Source organism: Candidatus Rickettsia kedanie (assembly GCF_045865205.1).
GTDB lineage: Bacteria > Pseudomonadota > Alphaproteobacteria > Rickettsiales > Rickettsiaceae > Rickettsia > Rickettsia australis.
In genome coordinates this window covers 18,140-32,706 of record NZ_BAABMM010000005.1, presented here as the reverse complement: position 1 = coordinate 32,706, position 14,567 = coordinate 18,140, and the positions used below count along the sequence as shown (strand labels likewise).

Sequence of the window (14,567 nt, the reverse complement as noted above, 5' to 3'; positions counted from 1 at the left end):
AAATAAAATTTGACTTTTAATTGTGACATGATTAAATAGCTATTTAATCATGAAGGATATAATTATGCAAGATCCAGATACTATACGTCACATTGCAAATCAACAGGCAACAGATCAAATCGAGGCAAGAGAAAGAAGAAAAAAATACAGAAATTCATCTGATAGTGGAGAGGGCGAATTTTTAGGAGCCGTAATAATAATTACCAGTTATGTATTCTATAAAGCAGTGGCAGGGGTGCTAAAAGTTACAACTGCCGGAAGTAAAATTTTGGTAAATGCTTATAAGATAAATACAGGAAAAATAGAAGTTTTAGGTACCAATCCTAAAAATAAAACAACCTATATAGCAAGGAATCCTGCTCCTCACAGTACTACTAGTACCACTGAATCTTTAGATTCTGCTGAGCAAGTTTCTCCTAGTTTCTCAAATAGAAAAAGTTTAAAAATTAGGAAAATGAAAATGGTTATCGTTACCAAATACTCCTATAATTTTTGAGAACCAACGGTATCCAGCCTTAACTGTTTATAACGGTAAATTATATTCCTTACCGGTAAGTAGCGGATACTATAAGTATTGAAATAAACTAGTACAACAAAATGAAGGTGGTGTAAACATAGATCACCTAGAACGCGAATTTACTATAGAACTTTTAGGGGAGTAACGAGACACTGAGTGGATTCAAAAAGTACTAGATGTGATCCCCATAAAAGTAGAGATTTGTTGCATGAACCCAAATCATCATTACGGCCGACTATAAGCTTTGTTGCATGGCTCGAAAACCTACTCGCTGTCATTCCCGCGAAAGCGGGAATCCAGAAAAAAGCGAGATAAATCGAGCTTTTAATTTTAAAAACTTGTTATATTTGTACTTTCTAATTACTGGATTTCCTGCTTTTATCTAGGAATGACATCGAGCAATGCAACAACACCGTTCAAATCGCGGGATGATAGGATGGAATTGTGTCTGCATAACAACGCATGCTTGCAATGATGTTTTGGTATCCACGTGGGAATGACATTGAAGCTATAAAACAAACCCCTTAACTTTGCGTAATAGCAGCTACTTCATCGACAAAGTTTTGTTTTTCGTGTTCTATACCTTCACCAAGTTCGTATCTAATAAATTTGGCGATTTTAATTTCTGCGCCGAGTTCTTTTTCAGCATTTTTAATTACTTCCGCAACAGTAAGTTTAGGATCAAATAAGAAATTCTGCTGAAGCAATACAACTTCAGAGAAGAATTTACGTATTCTACCTTCTACCATTTTTTCTATAATATTATCAGGCTTTCCTTCTTCTTTAGATTTCTCAAAAAATACTTTTCTCTCACGCTCTACGAGTGCTTGATCCAAGCTTGAATCATTTATACTTTGCGGGTTATTTCCTGCTACATGAACAGCAATTTGTTTAGCTAAAGCTTCTAGTTTTGCTTTATCTTTTGCGTTAGACGCAAGACCTACTAATACGGAAATTTTTCCTAGATTCGGTACAACTTCATTATGTACGTACGAACCGATTGCTCCTTCGGATATCTCTAATATATCCATACGACGTAATGTTAAATTTTCACCGATTGTAGCGATATTTTCTATAATCTCTTCTTCAACTGATTTACCGCTTTGCATTTTAGATGTTTTTAGCGTGTCTATAGTTTTTGCAATTACTGCAAGGTTTGCAATATCCTTAGCTAGATCCTGAAATTGCTCATTTCTAGCAACAAAATCCGTTTCGGAATTGACTTCAACCACCACTCCGGTAAGCCCATCAACTTTTACAACCGTTAAACCTTCAGAAGCAATACGTCCGGCTTTTTTTGCTGCTGCAGCTAAGCCTTTCTTACGCAAGAAATCTATAGCTTCTTCAAAATTACCGCTGGTTTCTATTAATGCTTTTTTGCAGTCCATCATACCTGCACCGGTTTTTTCTCTTAATTCTTTAACCGCTACAGCACTTATATTTATTTCACTCATACCTTACTTTCTCCTTAATTATTATATTTGGCTTGGGGTGTCTAATCGTCTGAGCTATGGAAATTGCTCTTTATGTCATTCCCGCGAAAGCGGGAATCCAGTAAAACAGATAAAAACTTTTATCTTTTATTCTATAAAATTATGTAGCGTCTATATTAATATTAAAATTATGTTTCTGGATCACCGCCTACACGGGGATGACATCGAGTAGGTTTTTCAATCCACACAACAACATTTATGCATTATCAGAATTTTTATTTTCATCGGTATCATTTAATGCTTGCTCAAATTCTGTATTTATCTCTTCATCAATATTTTTTGTTTTAGAGAATTTTTTAGCTTGTTTTAATTGAGAAACATTTTTAGAAGTTAACGCCTTATCTGTATGCTCCTGCATAGCACCCATATCAACCCCTGAAGCTTTCATTGATTCTTCAAGTCCTTGTAATGCTGCATCTGCAAATAAACTACAATAAAGTCTTATTGACCTTATAGAATCGTCATTACCCGGAATCGGATAATCTACATTATCAGGATTAGAATTAGTATCGACTACTGCAACTATAGGAACATTAAGCTTTACCGCTTCATTAATTGCGATATGCTCTTTATTAGTGTCAATAACTACTAGAAGATCAGGTTTAGAATTAAGATTTCTAATACCAGCAAGAGATAGAAGTAACTTCTCTTTCTTACGGCTCATATTGAGTATCTCTTTCTTAGTATACCCCATAAGTGCTTCTTCATTTTCTAAGGTTTTTTCTAACTTATTTAGTTTTTCTATTGAACCCGCAATAGTTGTCCAGTTAGTTAGCATACCGCCAAGCCATCTATGATTTACGTAATATTGTCCGCATTTTTCGGCATATTCCGCTATAATATCACTGGCCTGTATTTTAGTACTTACAAATAATATTTTACCGTCTTTTTTTACGGTTTCATATATTGTATTCAAAGCAGCACTCATTAAAACGGCGCTTTGTCTTAAATCGATTATATGAACATCATCACGTTCACCATATATATAAGATGCCATTTTAGGATTCCAACGTGAGGTCTTATGACCGAAATGCACTCCTGCATCCAATAATTCTTTAATGTTAACAGATGATATGTTTGACATTTTTAAATTCTCCTAATTGTTAGTTTATACCTCCGTAAGATATTGTGTATATTTGTCATCCCGTGGCTTGTCCACAGGATCCAAAAACAACTTATTATCATATATTTACTGGATGCCGCAATCAAGGAGCTAGCATGACAGCTCTATACATGAACTAACTATATCTTACGTGTGAATTTTTTGCTTAAGTTTTGCATAATCGTCATTGCGAGCAGCCATAGGCTGCACGGCAATCTCATCCAATATCCTGAGATTGCTGCGTCAATTATTACATAATTTCCTCGTAATGACGTTCTACAATAAGCCTACAAACTATATACATATATTGCATAATTTACAATCTTTTATTCTTTTCGCCAAATAGTAGTACCATCAGGTTTATCTTCTAGAATTATTTTTTCCTCTAATAACTGCTTACGAATTTGATCGGCTAATAACCAATTTTTTTGTTTTTTTGCTTCCAAACGCTTATTTACAAGCTCATTTATATAGAGTTCATCCACACCGCTATTAAACCACTCATGGGGAGTCTTATTCATTAAACCAATAAAATTAGCACAAGTAATAATAACAGAGGCGTTAAGCTGCCTTTCTTCTTCAGTTTTAGAAATAAAAACACCTTTCGCATAGTCATTAATTATTTTAACGGCAAGCGACGTATTCATGTCATCAAGTAAGCTTTGCATGAAATTGTAAGGTAAATCTATTTTTTGTACATTAATATTTTCTATGGCTCTATACCAATAATCTAAAGTCTTTTGAGCATCTTCTATAGCTTTATCATTATAATCAAGTGGACGCCTATAATGGCTACTTAATAAGAATAATCTTACTACCTCTCCTGAAATTTTTTTATCCATTAAATCCCTTACGGTAATAAAATTACCGAGAGATTTACTCATTTTCTCACCGTTCACCGTTAGAAAGCCATTATGTACCCAATATTTAGCATAGGTAGAATCCGGAAAAGCACATCTACTTTGTGCAATTTCATTAGTATGATGCGGGAAGATTAAATCTGCTCCGCCACCGTGAATATCAAAATTCTCACCTAAATATTTGTAGCTCATGGCTGAACATTCAATATGCCATCCAGGGCGACCAAACCCCCAAGGACTTTCAAAATTCATATTTGTGGATTCATTTGGCTTTGCCGGTTTCCATAATACAAAATCCTGTGGATGCTTTTTGGTTTTACTGTTTTCTATACGCACTCCCTCAAACATTTCTTCTAAATTTCGGTTAGATAATTCCGTATAATTTGGAGCTGATAAAACATCAAAATAAACATGATTATCCATAATATATGCATGATCTTTTGCTATTAAGCGTTCTATTATTTCGATCATTACATCAATATGCTCTGTAGCTTTCGGCTCAATACTCGGTAGCATGCAACCTAAATATGCCATATTTGTATGAAACTCTTGTGTAACTTTATCAGTCAACTCATTAATAGTAATGCCAAGTAGTTCAGCTCTATCAATAATTTTATCGTCAACATTGGTAATATTGCGTACATATTTTACTGCTCTACTGCCGAATATTTTTATAACTATACGATAAAGTAAATCATATACTACTACCGATCTACTATTGCCTATATGAGGATTATCATAAACAGTCGGTCCACATACATACATTTTTATGTTAGCTTGATCTTGAGGATTAAAAACCTCTTTAGTACGGCTAAGAGTGTTATATAAGTGAAATTGAATTTGCATATTTTATTTATCAAAAATTAAGATGCCATTAGTATGTAATGTATTAAGCACATTTTGGTTTAAAAATCTATTAGTTAACAAAAATTAATAATTAATAATTTACATAAGTTAATAAATATTGTATAATTTGCCTCGTTTATATTTAAAAAAATAATAACTGATCGAGGTTTGAATGAAATTACAAAATTCCTACTCAAAAAAATATGTTTTAACTTTTTTCATGTCAACCTGTTTATTGACTAATAGCTTTTTAAGTACAAGTGCTAGAGCGGCAAGCTTTAAGGATTTAGTTAGTAAAACCCCGACATGGCAAAAGTACAATTCAAAACAGCAACAAAGTATTTGGAACTCTTTTACTCCAAATGAAAAAATCAAAAAATGGCAAAACGCAAACTTAATTCCTAGTTTTACTCAAGCCACAGATGATCTAAAAGATTATCTAGGAATAAAGTATAAGGAAACAGATTTATCAGGTTTTTTAGATAATACTAGACATAAAGCAAGACAAGCAAGAGCTGAAATTTTATTATACATCGAAAGCATAAAACAACAGGATTTTAATACAAAAAAACAAGAATATATTAAGCAAGGCATAGTTCCTACAGATATGGAAGCAGCAACAAATCTTGGCATAAGTTATGACCCTAACAAAATAGACAAGAATGTAGAAAAAGATCAAAAGGTACGTCGTGCAGAAAAAGACAAAAAAGCAGTAATCGATCTATATATCCGCTCAATAAACAGAGCTATTAAATACAAACATTATATTGATTATAATATTATCCCTGCAGTGCAAGAAGTAAAGACTGCTCTTCACATGGATAAAGATGATGCAGAATCTTTTGTTGCATTAATAAGAACTGAAATAATGGAAAACGCAAAGGAACAATATATAGCGGATGGCCATGTTCCTACAGAAGAAGAGTTAAAAAATAGGTTTGGTGTGTCTCGTGATGATAATAGAGAGACCTATATTAAGTCAATAAGACTTAAAGTTATGGACAGAGAAAAGCCACAATATATAGCGGATAGCCATGTTCCTACAGAAAAAGAGATAAAGCAGAGATTTGGTGCTGATAACAGTGAGGCACAACCCTATATTAAATCAATAGTAACTCAGAAAATGCTTAATAAAAAAGCATACTATATAGATAATAATATTGTCCCTACAGTTGAAGCATTACAGAAAGAATTTAAGATAGGGATAGTAAAAGCAAGTTCTTATAGAGACCAAATAATAGAGGGAATAAATGCAAACCAGCTGTTAAATAACAATAATACTACTAAACCGTCTGCCGGAGGCTCAAAAAAAAAGAGCGAAACCAAACATTGGTGTATGTTATCAAATCAAGATACCAATACTACAGGAACATCTACTACAGGAACATCTTCGGGAGTTCCCACGGGTAGACAAGAGAAACAACCATATTCTTTTGATCCTATAAGTACTTTTAAAACTCACTTTAATAATAAAGCAAGTCAGGGTAATTTAACGCAGTCTCAACACAATATAAAGAGAATAATACAACAAGAAGAAAATATTGAAGAATTTAAAAATCTTATTAAAACAGATCCTATAGCAGCATTAAATCTTCAAGTAGATAGTAGTTATAAAAAAGAAGCAATAACTGCTATATTAAGTGATTTTAATGATGATACTATTCAAAGGGTATTATTTAGCAACGATAGTGGACAATTAGATTTCAAGACCAATATTGACGTTAAAAATAGACCTATGCTAAAAGCATTATTAGACAATAGTTCTTCTAAAGAAAAAACTAAATTGGTTGAAAGAATTAAAGACTATGCAACGCGAAATATATCTAATAGTCAATTTGAAGAAAATGCACGATTAGATCTTATCAAACTAGCAGCAAGTAAAGATAAGAGTTCAGTAGAAAAATTTGTAGCTCTGCAATTAGAGTTAAAAAATAAAATGCAATCATATATTGTAAAAAGCGAATATATTTTAACATCGGAAATAGTAGCAGAAATAAATATAGCACTAAAAAATCAAGGACTAATAATAGATAGTTTAACTAAAGACTATATGATTAAACTAGCCAAAGAATTAAAGACACAAGAATTAAATTCAGTAATTAAAGTAATATTATCTGATAATAATGCACTAAGCAATGAAACCAATAAAATTTTAGGATTAGCAGTAGGTAATAATGCAAATAATTTAGAACAAACACAAAGCAGCATGCCGAATCCACCACCTCTATCACTAAATGGTGGTATTCCAAATCCGCCGCCTCTACCGCTAAATGGGAGTATACCACCACCACCTCCTCCTCCCTTAAATTCTCAAGGCTTTATTAGCAAATCTAACAATTTTGATTTAAATAAGTTACAAGCAGAATATCCTCAGATACATTCATTATATACTCAGTTTATTCGTAATACTACTGTTAAACCAAAAGTGTTATTACGACCTACAACTTCTAGTATAACCAGCACAGAAAGAAGTGCACCAAAGACAGCTTATGCAAAACTATATGCAGAATATAGAACTGAGACAGGAGGTGCAAAAGCTGATGATTTACAGGATCAGCTTATAACAAGACAAGCTGATCTTACAAATGTTATACGTCAAATATTAACCGCATCATACGCCAACCAAGGAGCTGACGGAAAAACTCTTGTAAATTTATTTAGCATTTCAACCACTGCAATCGAAGAAAAAGCTACAGAAGTTTTTAACACACTTGTTCAAGACCCGTATATACAAGATATAACCGTAAATGGTAAGAACAACATAACAAGCAAAGACATAATTAAAAATCTTTTCAATGAAGACACTGATGATGCTGTAACACGTCTTTTATTATCGTCATGCAAAATATCTGAAGAATTAAAGAAGCCTATTAAACATGAATTAAATCAATTCAAATTGATTAGAGCATTAGAGGGCAAACCAACTCCATTTGAACAATTAGCATTTGCCTATGCTAATGCACAAAACTTCGATCAAGATATATTTGGCAATAGAGTTGAAGAGTTAATTAACAACCCTAGTACATTAACTATAGCACAACAAGCTACTTTTTTAACAACAGAAGATACCAACTTAAGAAAAACAATTAACGATGATCAAGCACAGGCTAAACTTGATGATTTAAGAACAGCTATTTTAAGGACAATAAAATTTGAAGAATTAATTACAGCAAATTTACCTAACAATGAGTTTATTGCTATAGTCAAGGAAAAAGAACCTGAATTATTAAAAAAGTTTTTAAAAGCTGCTACTATCAAACTAGAAGGTCATAATAATTTAGATCAATTAAGATTAGTTTTGCCTACATTTACAGGTATGAGCAATGAACAAGTAAGAATTCTTGCTAATAAATTAAATATGACTATAATATTAAAAGCTCTTAAAGAGTACTCACAAGCAAAAGATAAAAAACACATCCATACCGGAAACATGCCACCACCGCCACCGCCACCACCGTCCGGTTCAAAAGATTTGGAATTAGCTTATCTAACAACTTTAGGGATTACTAAAGATTGGATAAGTAGAATTACTAAATTAAATGCAAAGATATCTACATCTATTTTTAAAACAACTCCAAAAATTTATAACTTTAACTCCGATATAGCTGTAAGATATAAAGAATTTGCTTTATCAGGACAAAAATCAGCAGGACATAAAGCAAGATACTCTGATACCAATTTGTTTAAAAAAGCTATAGCGGAATCAGTAGCATTTGAGCATTCAAAAAATTTATCTCAAGTTCATCAAAATAATACGTATTTTGCAAAAATCCAAGAAGCAGTCGACACTATGCGCTCTAGCTTTATAGGTCCTAGAACTGAAATAGGACAAAAAATACATAATATTTATACTTCGAAACTTTTGGAATTAACAAACGATAAAGAATTTATTAAATATGTTGAAGATGATATTATACTTAGTAAAAAATTAACGGAGGCGTTTACTTCAGCTTATTCTGATTTTATAGGTCCTAGAACTGAAATAGGACAAGAAGTACATAATATTTATACACAGCAATTCACAGAATATCCAGAAGAAACGGTAAAAGAGGCATTTAATACTGCTCACTCTAATTTTATAGGTCCTAGAACTGAAATAGGACAAGAAGTACATAATATTTATAAATCCAAACTTTTAGAGTTAGCAAAAGATAAAGAATTGTTTGTATTTGTTGAAGAATTACTCGCAGAGTCTGCTGAACTAGAACAAAAATATGGTAGTGATGTTCAATCAGAAAATAATCACCAGGCAAAGACAGTAGGACGTTTAGATCCGAAACAATTACGATTATTCCAACAAAAAAACGAATCTGCAAATGACGAATCCTCAACAAAGGATAATACACAACCTGAATATAGTAATAAAAAGTCAGAGGAATCCGATTCAGAAACCGCTTTATCACCTAGGTTACTGAGTTCTAACGATAGCAAAAATGATAAATCATCAGATAATAAAAAATCACTTCTAGACTTAAGATCTAGTGATGAAGAAGAGAAGGGATATGAAACTGATGAAGGATATGAAACTGATGAAGGATTAGAAGCAAGCAATAATACAACTGAAGAAGAATCAAAAAAAGATATAGCGTTAGAAAGCGAAGATGAAGCTATCGATGTGTCATTCAAAACTGAAGCAATCGCAGAACAAGATGAGGCAGCACAGAGACAACAAGTATCTTATGATACCAGTGGGAGAGTAGCAATATTAGTTAAGGCGCCTTCAACTCTTCACAAACCTGTTCATCATCATATTTTAAGTGATAGATTCAATGTTGTTGCAATAGGGGCCGGTGATGAAGAACCCACTATCGCAAGAGGAGTATGGATTAGCGGCTTATACGGCGTCAACAAACAAGGAACTTGGAAGAATATTCCAAAATATCAAGGTCGTACAACCGGCGTAACTATCGGGGCTGATGCTGAATTTATCAATAGTCATGATGTTATCGGAATAGCTTATAGCCGTTTAGAATCCCAAATTAAATATAATAAAAAACTAGGAAACACAGCAGTTAACGGTCATCTTTTAAGCATTTACGGTCTAAAAGAACTCATTAAAGGTTTCTCATTACAGGCTATAACATCTTATGGTCATAATTATATTAAGAATAAATCTAAAAGTATTAATAATATAATTGGAAAATATCAAAACAATAATTTAAGTTTTGAAAGCTTGTTAAATTATAAATATCATACAAAATACGATTTACATTTTATTCCTAATATCGGTTTTAAATATGATTATTCAAGAGCTAGCAACTACAAAGAATATAATGTAGATATAGAAAATTTGATGATTCAAAAGAAATCAAATCAATCATTTGAAAGTAGTATTGGCGGTAAAATAGTGTTTAAGCCTATAGCGACCATAAATAATATAGTATTAACACCAAGTTTGTACGGTAATATTGAGTATCACTTCAATAATAAAAATACAAAAGTTAATGCAAAAGCGACCTTTAAAGGACAAACATTACAAGAAACAATTATTATACCAAAGCAACCTAAGCTTGGATATAATATAGGTAGTAATATACTTATGAACAGAAAAAATATAAATGTTCTACTTGAATATAATTATTATACTCATAGAAAATATCAAAGCCATCAAGGACTTGTTAAGTTAAAAGTCAATTTGTAAAGATAAATACAGGATAGTTTTTTGAGCATCTTATCCTTATTTATCAAACTTCTTAATAGATAAGCGTATTAACCAAACTGCCAAATAGAATATCGGTGTACTAAATACGGTAAAAAATAGTTTAAATGAATAGCTATTAAGTACAAGATGACGTAATTGGTCAAAAGGAAAAATATTAAATAAGCTCATAATCCCAATTACAATAACAGTATCAAGAAATAAAGAAATTGCCGTACTAAAATTGTTTCTTATCCATAAATATTTACCTTTAGTAATTTTACGTATCCATAAATAGATATTAATATCAACAAGTTGAGCTATATAACAGGCAAAAGTTGATGCTAAAAAAGATATATAATATGAACCAAACACTTTATGAAAAGTTATGTTATCAACCTTAGACCAATTAGTAGCTTCCAATTTATCCATAAGACTTATTATTAAAACTACTATTATATTAAAAATAATAGCAAGCTTCACGCAAAAATTGGATCTTTCTTTACCATAAAACTCAGCTATTAAATCTGTTAATAAAAAAGTTAACGGGTAAAAAATTGCTCCTATAGATAATTCAAGAATATAAAGATTAAAAATATTAAGGTAAACAAATTTTTGATATATTAAGTTTCCTACTATAATAAGGACTGTAAAAAACGTACATAAAATGATATAAAATTTTTCTTTTATATTAAATGCCATAGACATTGCTAAAATTATTTTGTGAATTATTGTCATGCGGCTTTGTTGCATGGCTCGGTTTTTTCGTCATTACGAGAAGAAACTGTAAGTTGCGATGGAGCAATCCAGTAAGAAATTCTGTAAATCAGAATTTCTTTAATTATTTTTTTGGATTGCCACGTCGCTTTGCTCCTAGCAATGACTGTTCGGGTATCCATGCGGGCAATACCAACCAAAGTAAACAATGACAAGTATGAGAGATATTATCAAGATAAAGCTGTAACTATTTAGCTATAGGTAAACTATTTTCTGCTTGATTTTCTTCAATTTCATTAATCTTAGAAACTAAATCAGATTTCTTCTTTGAGGAAAGATTAGCAAGTACTATTGCATTTATTAAAAATAATGTTGTAAGTATTATAGTGCTTTTAGTAAGAAAATTACTGACTGTTTTAACACTAACTACTCCCATATTATTACCACCGCTTATACTACTAATACCATCCGATCCGCTACGCTGCATCAGAATAACTATAATTAACAATATAGCAATGGTAATATGCACAAAAAGAAGAATATCTATCATAATATATATTTTCAGTGGTGCTACTAGGGGGAATTGAACCCCCGACCTCTTCATTACCAATGAAGTGCTCTACCCCTGAGCTATAGTAGCTTAGAATTTTATCTTAAATTCTTTTTGCCACATATTTGTTATTAAATCAAGAAGAATTTTGGAAATGCGTTTACTATTTACAAAAAAGCTCTTATTCTAGTTTTTCATTCGCTCCACCTATATGTACTTCATCAGAAGATGCTACTGTAGTTTCATTAGCATACATCCCAAATGCTTTCTGCAAATAATCACTTTATTATCTTGTACTAACTTTTGTAATTGGGCTATCTCATTTGCAGAAGCAGGTCTCATTTCTAAAGAGCCGTTTTCTTCTTGCCGTAGTCGGTCAGTCGTTACAGCTGTAGTAATGCGATGGCATGTACCTAATAAGTCTATATCTATCCTTGAAATTCCCTCGTTACTAGTTATTTTTTCAACAGTTTTGGAGTGATTTATACTATCCTGTGAGATACTAGCAAAAACTAATCCTTTTTTAGTTATTTTGTGTTCGTAAGCATTGCCATAGTAAGAACTCTTAGGTGTCAAGACTACAATTTTATCATTAAATTCAACTAGGTTTGCAGGTTTTGTAATTTTTTTCATATTGTATCTAAACTTCCATTTTTGTAAAAAGATAAGGCGATCAATGCAAAAATACAGCTTAATATGACATAATAAACTGCCGAGGTTACATGCCCTGTTTTTTGTACTAAATATTCAAAGACAAGAGGCGTAGTACCACCAAAAATACTTGTAGCAGTGTTATATGAAATAGAGAGAGCAGTGTTACGTATATTTGTAGGATAAAATTCTGCTTGTAATGCCGGTTCAGGACCGATATAGCTAGCCGCAAGTATAGCAAGCATAAATTGTGAAATAATTACACTTGTGAAATCCCCGCTCTCAAAATTATTAAGTAAAAACGGTGTTGTTACAATAATTATTATCAGATTAATTACAAAAATTTTCCTGCGGCCTATAATATCGGATAGATAACCGCTTAATAAAGTTACGGCTATCATAATCACATAACATACACTAGTGAAGCTATTTACCTCATTTTCAGTAAAGTTACGGCTGATTTTTAAAAACGATACCAAGTAAAGTGTAGTTAGATAGAATATTATCGAACCGGGAGCATTGATAAAAATCGAGATTAATATATCAAACCAATGACTGGTAATGACTTTTTTTAACGGTGATTGTAAAATCTTTTTCTGCTCTCTTAGATTTTTAAAATTCGGTGTTTCGTGTGTATTTTTTTTAATATAAAATGCTGCAAAAAGAATAAAAAATCCAAGTAGAAAAGGTATTCTCCAGCCAAAACTATCAAATTGTGAAGCTGTTAGGATATTCTTAACGATATAAGAAACAAAAGAACCAAGCAATAAACCGGAGCATATACTAGACATTGCAATACTACCGATAAAGCCTCGGTGTTTATGGCTAGTATGTTCAATAACAAAAGAAATAGAACCGGTCAAAGCTCCTCCCATTGATAATCCTTGTAGAATTCGTACACAAATCATTAATATAGTCGCAGTTATACCTATAGTATGGTAAGTTGGTAATATTCCCATTAATACGGTTGGGGCAGACATGCAAAATAACGCACTAGTTAAGGCTACTTTGCGTCCAAATCTATCACCAATGACACCAAAAAATATGCCACCCAACGGTCTTGCCAAATAACCTATAGCAAAAACTAAAAAAGCTTGCAGTAAAGAAGTATTAGCATCATCATTCGGAAAAAATTTTGCTCCTATTATGGGTGCAAAATAACCGAATAATAAATAATCATACCATTCAAAAGTGTTAGCGATACCGCTTAAAAATACTAGCTTACTGCGATTCATGTTTTCTACTCATAGCTTTTTTTTCGGAGTATATTATAAATAAGGTGGTAGGAATTATTATTACTGCTCCATGCAGTGTATTTTTATCAGGAAACTCGTTAAATATGAAATATGCCGCTATTGCCGAAATCACCAGCTCTAAATATCTATAAGGAGCGGTAGCGGTTGCATCTACCATGGAAAAAGCTTTAAGCAGGAAGAATAATATTAAGCTTCCGCTACTACCAAGTACAAATAATAACGCTAATTCAAAACCACTAGGAGTTAGCCAATACTGCGACGCCACAGGTAGCGACACTATAGCAGTTACTATTGCCGAATAAAATAGCATGTTAATCATTGATTCTTTTATTACGAATTTTTTATTAATAATATCAAGCATAGCAAATGAAATAGCCGCTAATACAAAATACAAAATTTCGGGGTTAAAATCCTCGGCATGCGGTTTAAGCGTAACAACAAGCCCTATAAATCCTACTACGGTAACTACCCATCTTTGCCAAATAATATTTTCGTTAAGAAAAAATACGGCAAGTATTAAAGTAAATAAAGGGATAGAAAAACTTACAACGGTTGCAGTAGTAACAGGAGCTATAGTCAAACCGTAAGTCCATGAAGTCATACCAAAAAATAATAATAATCCTCTTAATATATGTACAAAAGGACGACTTGTTTTTAAGGTATTTTTACCGTAATACACAACAAAAGGTAGTAAAACTATGCTACTGAAAAAGAAGCGGAAAAAAGCTACTTCAAAGCTATGTAAACGAGTCCCAAGATATTTAGACATTACATCATTGGCACTACTACTTACTAAACTAAGTAAAAACCAACCTATACCGGTTAAATATGTTTTTAATGCATCATTCATTAATATACTCCAATAATTTCTATAATTTTACTTAAATGTCTTGACTTTTAGCATAAAAGAATTCTATCTTTTATAACAATTGGTATA

General features: G+C 32.0%; 10 protein-coding genes and 1 tRNA gene. 2 read left to right on the top strand and 9 right to left on the bottom strand.

Annotated features, from left to right (window positions below):
• Nucleotides 1–64 precede the first annotated feature (64 nt).
• Nucleotides 65–496, top strand: coding sequence for a hypothetical protein (locus tag ACKTSD_RS00590; RefSeq protein WP_412707526.1), 432 nt, complete (start codon nucleotides 65–67; stop codon nucleotides 494–496).
• A 545-nt stretch (nucleotides 497–1,041) separates the two neighbouring features.
• Here ACKTSD_RS00590 and tsf read toward each other — a convergent pair.
• The 3 genes from tsf to cysS form a co-directional block, all read right to left on the bottom strand.
• Complete coding sequence (gene tsf / locus ACKTSD_RS00585) at nucleotides 1,042–1,971, bottom strand: translation elongation factor Ts (protein WP_412707525.1); 930 nt, start codon at nucleotides 1,969–1,971, stop codon at nucleotides 1,042–1,044.
• A 235-nt stretch (nucleotides 1,972–2,206) separates the two neighbouring features.
• Nucleotides 2,207–3,094: a 30S ribosomal protein S2 gene (rpsB, locus tag ACKTSD_RS00580; RefSeq protein WP_412707524.1), complete on the bottom strand. Its 888-nt coding sequence runs from the start codon at nucleotides 3,092–3,094 to the stop codon at nucleotides 2,207–2,209.
• A gap of 344 nt (nucleotides 3,095–3,438) precedes the next feature.
• Nucleotides 3,439–4,818, bottom strand: a complete 1,380-nt coding sequence (gene cysS / locus ACKTSD_RS00575) for a cysteine--tRNA ligase (protein ID WP_412707523.1) — start codon at nucleotides 4,816–4,818, stop codon at nucleotides 3,439–3,441.
• Nucleotides 4,819–4,990: 172 nt separating this feature from the next.
• Here cysS and sca2 point away from each other — a divergent pair, with 172 nt between their 5' ends.
• Nucleotides 4,991–10,459 carry a surface cell antigen Sca2 gene (sca2, locus tag ACKTSD_RS00570; RefSeq protein ID WP_412707522.1) on the top strand — a complete coding sequence of 1,823 codons (5,469 nt, stop codon included), beginning with the start codon at nucleotides 4,991–4,993 and terminating at the stop codon, nucleotides 10,457–10,459.
• 36 nt (nucleotides 10,460–10,495) lie between these two features.
• On the opposite strand, the gene ACKTSD_RS00565 is transcribed toward sca2, so the two are convergent.
• From ACKTSD_RS00565 to ACKTSD_RS00540, 6 genes are all read right to left on the bottom strand, one after another.
• Nucleotides 10,496–11,164, bottom strand: coding sequence for a queuosine precursor transporter (locus ACKTSD_RS00565; protein WP_412707557.1), 669 nt, complete (start codon nucleotides 11,162–11,164; stop codon nucleotides 10,496–10,498).
• A 256-nt stretch (nucleotides 11,165–11,420) separates the two neighbouring features.
• Nucleotides 11,421–11,723 (bottom strand): preprotein translocase subunit SecG, encoded by a 303-nt coding sequence (secG, locus tag ACKTSD_RS00560; protein ID WP_412707521.1) that lies wholly within the window; start codon nucleotides 11,721–11,723, stop codon nucleotides 11,421–11,423.
• 15 nt (nucleotides 11,724–11,738) lie between these two features.
• Nucleotides 11,739–11,813: transfer RNA gene (locus tag ACKTSD_RS00555), tRNA-Thr, on the bottom strand.
• A 141-nt stretch (nucleotides 11,814–11,954) separates the two neighbouring features.
• Nucleotides 11,955–12,356, bottom strand: coding sequence for a hypothetical protein (locus tag ACKTSD_RS00550; protein ID WP_412707520.1), 402 nt, complete (start codon nucleotides 12,354–12,356; stop codon nucleotides 11,955–11,957).
• Nucleotides 12,353–13,609, bottom strand: coding sequence for an MFS transporter (locus tag ACKTSD_RS00545; RefSeq protein ID WP_412707519.1), 1,257 nt, complete (start codon nucleotides 13,607–13,609; stop codon nucleotides 12,353–12,355). Before ACKTSD_RS00545 ends, ACKTSD_RS00550 begins: the two co-directional genes overlap by 4 nt.
• Nucleotides 13,596–14,480 carry a DMT family transporter gene (locus ACKTSD_RS00540; RefSeq protein ID WP_412707518.1) on the bottom strand — a complete coding sequence of 295 codons (885 nt, stop codon included), beginning with the start codon at nucleotides 14,478–14,480 and terminating at the stop codon, nucleotides 13,596–13,598. Before ACKTSD_RS00540 ends, ACKTSD_RS00545 begins: the two co-directional genes overlap by 14 nt.
• Nucleotides 14,481–14,567 lie beyond the last annotated feature (87 nt).